This window comes from Citrobacter sp. C348 (genome assembly GCF_047467975.1).
GTDB classification, from domain to species: domain Bacteria; phylum Pseudomonadota; class Gammaproteobacteria; order Enterobacterales; family Enterobacteriaceae; genus Citrobacter; species Citrobacter gillenii.
In genome coordinates, this window is sequence record NZ_JASJUJ010000019.1 from 23776 (window position 1) to 31143 (window position 7368).

The 7368-nt window shown below is 56.0% G+C and carries 6 protein-coding genes; 3 read left to right on the plus strand and 3 right to left on the minus strand.

From position 1 onward, the window contains the following. The first annotated feature begins 10 nt into the window (after positions 1-10). Positions 11-706 (plus strand): DUF1481 domain-containing protein, encoded by a 696-nt coding sequence (locus QNN86_RS23305; RefSeq protein ID WP_414212388.1) that lies wholly within the window; start codon positions 11-13, stop codon positions 704-706. Positions 707-794: 88 nt separating this feature from the next. Here QNN86_RS23305 and zraP read toward each other — a convergent pair whose 3' ends face one another. Beyond that, entirely contained in the window at positions 795-1229 is a 435-nt protein-coding gene (gene zraP, locus QNN86_RS23310; protein WP_096758766.1) for a zinc resistance sensor/chaperone ZraP, read from the minus strand. Positions 1230-1490: 261 nt separating this feature from the next. Between zraP and zraS the strand changes: the two genes are divergently transcribed. Together zraS and zraR are read left to right on the plus strand one after the other, a co-directional pair. Then, a complete protein-coding gene (zraS, locus tag QNN86_RS23315) occupies positions 1491-2876 on the plus strand; it encodes a two-component system sensor histidine kinase ZraS (protein WP_414212386.1) in 1386 nt (461 codons plus the stop codon). 5 nt (positions 2877-2881) lie between these two features. Continuing rightward, positions 2882-4207 (plus strand): sigma-54-dependent response regulator transcription factor ZraR, encoded by a 1326-nt coding sequence (zraR, locus tag QNN86_RS23320; protein WP_137361875.1) that lies wholly within the window; start codon positions 2882-2884, stop codon positions 4205-4207. Here zraR and purD read toward each other — a convergent pair. Together purD and purH are read right to left on the minus strand one after the other, a co-directional pair. Continuing rightward, positions 4204-5493, minus strand: a complete 1290-nt coding sequence (gene purD / locus QNN86_RS23325) for a phosphoribosylamine--glycine ligase (RefSeq protein WP_414212387.1) — start codon at positions 5491-5493, stop codon at positions 4204-4206. The two genes, zraR and purD, sit on opposite strands and share 4 nt — an antisense overlap. A gap of 15 nt (positions 5494-5508) precedes the next feature. After that, complete coding sequence (gene purH, locus QNN86_RS23330; protein WP_181596018.1) at positions 5509-7098, minus strand: bifunctional phosphoribosylaminoimidazolecarboxamide formyltransferase/IMP cyclohydrolase; 1590 nt, start codon at positions 7096-7098, stop codon at positions 5509-5511. Between the last annotated feature and the right edge of the window lie 270 nt (positions 7099-7368).

Genomic DNA, 7368 nt, shown 5'->3' on the forward strand with positions numbered 1-7368 from the left:
TCGCGTGGCAGTGAACAGTTTTAACGAGGGGGCGGTTTCGCCCCTTTTGTCCATCTGGCGTCATACGCTTTGGCTTTCAGGTGTTCTGTTGCTGTCTGCCTGCAGTCGCCACTCTGAGCTTCCTCCGTTCACGGCCAGCGGTTATGTTGGCGATCACGGAGCGGTACGCGTTTGGCGTAAAGATTCCAACGATGATGTGCATCTGCTCTCCGTTTTTAGTCCGTGGCGAAGCGGCGACACCACCACCAGTGAATACCGCTGGCAGGGTGATACCCTCTCTCTGATAGAACTCAACGTATACAGCCAGCCGCCGGAGCATGTTCGCATCCGTTTCGACGATCGGGGTGAACTGAGTTTTATGCAGCGTGAAGTCGATGGTCAAAAGCAGCAGCTTTCCAGCGATCAAATTGAGCTCTACCGCTACCGTGCCGATCAAATCCGTCAGACCAGCGATGCGCTGCGTCAGGGGCGTGTGGTATTACGGCAGGGGCGTTGGCATGCCGCCGAACGCACGGTTACTACGTGTGAAGGCGAGACGATCAAACCTGATTTAGATTCATGGGCGATAAACCATATTGAGCGCCGCCAGAGCCGCTCGTCGGTCGACGTAAGCGTGGCATGGCTGGAAGCGCCTGAAGGATCCCAGCTGTTGCTGGTCGCGAATTCTGATTTCTGCCGTTGGCAGCCGAAAGATAAAACATTTTAAGCCGGATGGCGACGCAAAATCGTCTTATCCGGCTTACGGTATCCATCTATATGCCTGATTAGCGTAGCGCCATCAGGCATTAAGTTCTTTACCAGTGGCCCATACCCATATGACCCCCGCCACGATGGTAACTGCCGCCACCGCAACCCATGCCGGCACCGCGAGGCACGCCCGCCTCCGCCATGGCGACATCCCGTTTCACCCGTTGCTCATCCAGCGCCTGATTCAGAGATTCTATCTCTTTTGCGACGGCATTAATTTTTGCGCTGTCCAGCGGGCTGGCGGTGAGCAACGCGTTGTACTCATAACGTTTGGACGTCAACTGCTGGCGCAATGCGCGGGTCTGCGTGTAGTAATCATCAGCGATTTTCTGGGCTGCGGCCTGCTGCTCGGTGGTCATTGGCGTACCACCCTGTTGCCACATTCCCTCACCATTGCCCCAGTGATGTTGCGCCAGCGCCGGGGTGGAACCCAGAGCCATCAGCGAGAGGACCATTAGCGCCAGTTTATTATTCCGTTTCATCGTTCGTTCTCCTGTTGGTTAGCTTACTTTCTCTTTTGCATCTTCCGTGCCAACCTGGACGTCCTTGTGCTGCGGGGATCACGCGGCTGCCGTCCGGGCGTAAGCGAGTAAAAATGACTCGCCAGAACAGCCCGGTGGGTCATTTTTACCCACCCGTTGTGAGGGTTTGTGCCTGAGAACAGGGTTATCAGGGTGAAAAGATGGCATGATTTCTGCTGTATACCTGAAATGAAGAAAGGAACGGCGGGAAAGGGAGAACGTATGCGTCTTGATAAGGATACGGTAGCAAAGTGGCTGAGCCGGTTATTACCGGCGGCGATCCTGATTTTGGTGGGGTGGTTTTCCATCATGACCATTCGGGACTACGGCCGGGAAAGTGATGCCGCTCGACAAACGTTACTGGAAAAGGGAAGCGTGCTGATCCGCGCCCTTGAGTCCGGTACGCGTGTGGGTATGGGAATGCGTATGCATCATGCGCAGCAACAAACGCTGCTGGAGCAAATGGCGGTACAGCCGGGCGTACTCTGGTTTGCCGTTGTCGATGAGCATGGCGTGATCATCACCCACAGTGATTCCTCTATGGTTGGTAAATCCCTCTACTCGCCGGATGTCCTCCGTCAGTTAAATCCTGGGGAACAAGAACGCTGGCGGAATATTGACTCATCGCCCGATGGGCATGATCAAATACCAGCCCTGGAAATTTATCGCCAGTTCCAGCCGATGTATGGGGCCGGGAGGCACGGTATGGCGCGCTGCTCGGGTAATGACGAGCATGCCAATACGCCTGCGCAAACCATTTTTATCGCTTTTGATGCCAGCGACCTGGCCGCGACTCAGGCAAGAGAGTGGCGTAATACGCTGATCGTCCTGTCTGCCCTGGCGGCGGTGCTGCTGGCCACCGTCCTGACGTTTTTCTGGTATCAGCGTTATCAGCGTTCTTATAAAGAGCTACAGGACGCGATGAAGCGCAAAGAAAAGCTGATGGCGCTCGGACATCTGGCGGCGGGAGTCGCGCATGAAATCCGTAACCCACTGTCATCCATCAAGGGGTTAGCGAAATATTTTGCCGAACGCACTCCGGCGGGGGGCGAGTCGCATGAACTGGCGCAGGTGATGGCGAAAGAGGCCGATCGCTTAAATCGGGTGGTGAGTGAATTACTGGAATTGGTGAAGCCTGCGCATTTGGCGCTGCAATCGGTCGACCTTAATGACGTCATCACCCACTCGCTGCATTTGGTTAGCCAGGATGCTCAGAGCCGGGAAATTCAACTGCAGTTTACGCCGAATGCTGCGTTGCCCGCTATTCAAGCCGATCCCGACCGACTCACGCAGGTCCTGCTGAATTTATACCTCAACGCCATTCATGCTATCGGGCATCAGGGGACGGTTACGGTTTCAGCGAGTGAAAGTGGCGCCGATCGGGTTAAAATTGTGGTTACCGACAGCGGAAAGGGAATTGCGCCCGACCAGCTGGAGGCTATTTTTACTCCTTACTTTACGACGAAGGCAGACGGTACCGGGCTGGGACTGGCGGTGGTGCAAAACATCATTGAGCAGCACGGCGGAACCATTCAGGTGACCAGCGTGGAAGGTAGAGGCACAGTCTTTACTCTCTGGCTGCCGATCAATGCGAAACCACAGGATTGACAAGGATGACACACGGAAAAATCGATATTCTGGTTGTGGACGATGACGTCAGCCACTGCACTATTCTACAAGCGCTGCTGCGTGGCTGGGGCTATGACGTTGCGCTTGCCTATAGCGGACGAGAGGCGCTGGCGCAGGTGCGTGAACACGTCTTTGATCTGGTGTTGTGCGATGTGCGTATGGCGGAGATGGACGGCATTGAAACGCTGAAAGAGATCAAAGTCCTGAATCCGGCGATTCCGGTCTTGATTATGACCGCTTTTTCTAGCGTGGAGACCGCGGTGGAAGCGTTAAAAACCGGGGCGCTGGATTACTTAATCAAACCACTGGATTTTGACAGTCTGCAGCACACACTGGAAAAGGCGCTGGCACATACCCGGGCGACCGGCGTCGACCCCGTAGCAGCCCCGGCAGCGCAGTTTGGCATGATTGGCAACAGTCCGGCGATGCAGCACCTGCTTAACGAAATTGCGATGGTTGCGCCGTCGGATGCAACGGTGCTTATTCACGGAGACTCCGGAACGGGCAAAGAACTGGTCGCCCGGGCGCTTCATGCCAGCAGCGCGCGCAGTGATAAACCACTGGTGACGCTCAACTGCGCGGCGCTGAATGAATCTCTGCTGGAGTCTGAACTGTTCGGCCATGAAAAAGGCGCGTTTACCGGTGCCGATAAACGCCGGGAAGGGCGCTTTGTGGAAGCCGACGGCGGTACGTTGTTTCTTGATGAGATTGGTGATATCTCGCCGCTGATGCAGGTGCGCCTGCTGCGGGCGATTCAGGAGCGTGAAGTCCAGCGCGTAGGCAGTAATCAGACTATTGCTGTGGATGTCCGGCTGATTGCCGCCACCCATCGCGATCTAGCACAAGAGGTCAACGCCGGACGTTTTCGCCAGGATCTCTACTATCGCCTGAACGTCGTCACTATCGAGATGCCCGCATTACGTCAACGCCGGGAAGATATTCCGCTGCTGGCCGGGCATTTTCTCCAGCGCTTTGCTGAGCGTAACCGCAAAGCGGTGAAAGGTTTTACCCCGCAGGCAATGGATCTGCTGATCCATTACGACTGGCCGGGAAACATTCGTGAGCTGGAAAATGCGATTGAGCGTGCGGTGGTTCTGCTGACGGGAGAATACATTTCTGAACGCGAGCTGCCGTTGGCGATTGCCGCGACGCCAATAAAAGCAGAGAACAGTCCGGAGATCCAACCGCTGGTGGATGTTGAAAAAGAGGTGATTCTGGCAGCACTGGAAAAAACGGGCGGCAACAAAACTGAAGCCGCCCGTCAGTTAGGCATCACGCGTAAAACGCTGTTGGCGAAAATTTCGCGTTAGCGCTGCTCGCGTTCGATGGCGCGCCAGCCGATATCGTTACGGCTAAAGCTGCCGTCCCAGCGGATGTCGGCCATTAACGCGTAAGCGCGCTTCTGCGCATCTGCAACGGTATGACCCAGTGCGGTTGCGCACAGGACGCGGCCCCCATTGGTCAATACCGTGTCGTCGGCGGCGAGTTTAGTGCCGGCGTGGAACACTTTGCCGTCAGCGGCTTCTTCCAGCGGCAGGCCGTGGATCGCGTCTCCGGTGCGGTAGTCGCCCGGATAACCCCCGGCGGCGATTACCACGCCCAGCGAGGCGCGCTCGTCCCACTCAGAGGTTTTCTCGTCCAGCTTACCGTCGCAGGCGGCGAGACACAGATCCACCAGGTCCGACTTCATGCGCAGCATGATCGGCTGGGTTTCCGGATCGCCGAAGCGGCAGTTAAACTCGATAACCTTCGGGTTGCCCTGTTTGTCGATCATCAGGCCTGCGTACAGGAAACCGGTGTAGGTGTTACCTTCTGCCGCCATGCCTTTTACGGTTGGCCAGATGATGCGTTCCATGGTGCGCTGGTGAACGTCATCAGTTACAACAGGCGCTGGAGAGTATGCACCCATCCCGCCGGTGTTCGGACCGGTATCGCCATTGCCCACACGTTTGTGGTCCTGACTGGTAGCCATCGGCAGGACATGCTCGCCGTCGACCATCACGATAAAGCTTGCCTCTTCGCCGTCGAGGAACTCCTCGATCACGATGCGGTGGCCCGCGTCGCCAAACGCGTTGCCTGCCAGCATGTCGTGCACGGCGGCTTCAGCTTCTTCAAGCGTCATTGCCACGATAACGCCTTTACCGGCAGCCAGGCCGTCGGCTTTAATGACGATCGGCGCGCCTTTCTCACGCAGATAGGCCAGCGCGGGTTCCACTTCAGTGAAGTTCTGGTATTCCGCCGTGGGAATATTATGGCGCGCGAGGAAATCTTTGGTGAACGCTTTAGAACCTTCCAACTGCGCAGCACCTTCGGTTGGGCCGAAGATTTTCAGACCGGCGGCACGGAAGGCATCGACCACGCCAATCACCAGCGGCGCTTCCGGACCAACGATAGTGAGATCGATCTTCTCGCTCTGGGCAAAGCTCAGCAGTGCCGGAATGTCGGTTACACCGATAGCCACGTTTTGCAGCGTCGGTTCCAGTGCGGTACCCGCATTGCCCGGTGCGACATAAACGGTTGAAACCTGCGGTGACTGGGCTGCTTTCCAGGCCAGCGCGTGTTCGCGCCCGCCGTTGCCAATAACTAATACTTTCATCGTCTGCTCCGTGGATTAATGGCGGAAGTGGCGCATGTCGGTAAAGATCATCGCAATACCGTGTTCGTCGGCAGCGGCAATCACCTCGTCATCACGAATGGAACCGCCCGGCTGGATAACACAGCTCACGCCAACGGCTGCTGCGGCATCAATCCCGTCGCGGAACGGGAAGAAGGCGTCAGACGCCATCGCCGAACCTTTGACTTCCAGACCTTCGTCGGCGGCTTTAATCCCGGCGATCTTCGCGGAATAAACGCGGCTCATCTGACCTGCGCCTATGCCGATGGTCATGTTCTCTTTGGCGTAGACAATGGCGTTGGATTTCACGAACTTCGCGACTTTCCAGCAGAACAGCGCATCACGCAGTTCCTGCTCAGTAGGTTGACGTTTGGACACTACGCGCAGTTCACCCTCGGTGACCATACCCAGGTCACGATCCTGAACCAGCAGTCCGCCGTTCACGCGTTTGAAATCCAGGCCCGCAACACGCTCAGCCCACTGACCGCAGGTCAGGACGCGAACGTTCTGCTTAGCCGCCGTAATCTTCAGCGCTTCCTCAGTTGCTGACGGGGCGATGATCACCTCAACAAACTGGCGGGAGATAATGGCCTGTGCCGTTTCAGCATCCAGTTCGCGGTTAAAAGCGATGATGCCGCCGAACGCGGAGGTTGGGTCGGTTTTGTACGCGCGGTCATAGGCATCAAGAATAGAGGAGCTGACTGCCACGCCGCACGGGTTGGCGTGCTTAACGATAACGCAGGCTGGCTCGTTGAACTCTTTCACGCACTCGAGTGCGGCGTCGGTATCGGCGATGTTGTTATAAGAGAGCGCTTTGCCCTGGACCTGCGTTGCGGTGGCAACGGACGCCTCTTTAACATTCTCTTCTATATAGAAGGCAGCCTGCTGGTGGCTGTTTTCGCCGTAGCGCATATCCTGCTTCTTAATGAAGTTCAGGTTAAGAGTACGCGGGAAGCGACCTGCAGCGTCTTTGCTTTCACCGTGATAGGCCGGGACCATGCTGCCGAAGTAGTTGGCAATCATGCTGTCGTAGGCGGCGGTGTGTTCGAACGCTTTAATGGCGAGATCGAAACGGGTGTCGAGGGTCAGAGAACCTTCGTTGGCATCCATCTCTTCAATAATGGCATTGTAGTCATTGCTCTTTACTACGATAGCCACATCTTTATGGTTCTTGGCGGCCGAGCGCACCATGGTTGGGCCGCCGATATCGATATTCTCTACCGCATCTTCCAGCGAGCAGCCAACGCGAGCCACGGTCTCGGCGAACGGGTACAGGTTAACAACCACCATATCGATAGGGTCGATACCGTGTTGTTCCATTATTCCGTCATCCTGACCGCGACGGCCAAGAATGCCGCCGTGTACTTTTGGATGCAGGGTCTTCACGCGTCCATCCATCATTTCCGGGAAACCGGTGTAATCGGAAACTTCGGTCACTGGCAGACCTTTCTCTGCTAACAGGCGCGCAGTGCCACCTGTAGACAGCAGCTCCACACCGCGTGCGGAAAGTGCCTGAGCGAATTCGATAATACCTGCTTTGTCAGAAACACTGAGCAGAGCGCGGCGGACTGGACGACGTTGTTGCATGGTAAATCCCCTGGATTTGACTATAACAGAGAGCGTTAGCTGAGTTTTTGCGTAAAAACTCAGCTAACGCCCCTTACGGGGCATCCTTGTTTTGCCGCAGCATTGTAACGAAAACGTTTGCGCAACGCTCGCGAATTTTTCTTTTTCAATGTTGACCCTTATTTCGAGAGCTTAAAACCGTATATAGGTAGAATGGATCGCCGAAATGACGGGGGTGTTTGTGGATAACTCTGTGTGCAAATGGGTATAAGGCGGGGTTTTGCTGTGGAA

What these genes read in the sequence shown, in the direction of transcription:
- zraP (WP_096758766.1), bottom strand. Translation starts at nt 1,229, where the DNA reads ATGAAACGGAATAATAAACTGGCGCTAATGGTCCTCTCGCTGATGGCT.
- zraS (WP_414212386.1), top strand. Translation starts at nt 1,491, where the DNA reads ATGCGTCTTGATAAGGATACGGTAGCAAAGTGGCTGAGCCGGTTATTA.
- zraR (WP_137361875.1), top strand. Translation starts at nt 2,882, where the DNA reads ATGACACACGGAAAAATCGATATTCTGGTTGTGGACGATGACGTCAGC.
- purD (WP_414212387.1), bottom strand. Translation starts at nt 5,493, where the DNA reads ATGAAAGTATTAGTTATTGGCAACGGCGGGCGCGAACACGCGCTGGCC.
- purH (WP_181596018.1), bottom strand. Translation starts at nt 7,098, where the DNA reads ATGCAACAACGTCGTCCAGTCCGCCGCGCTCTGCTCAGTGTTTCTGAC.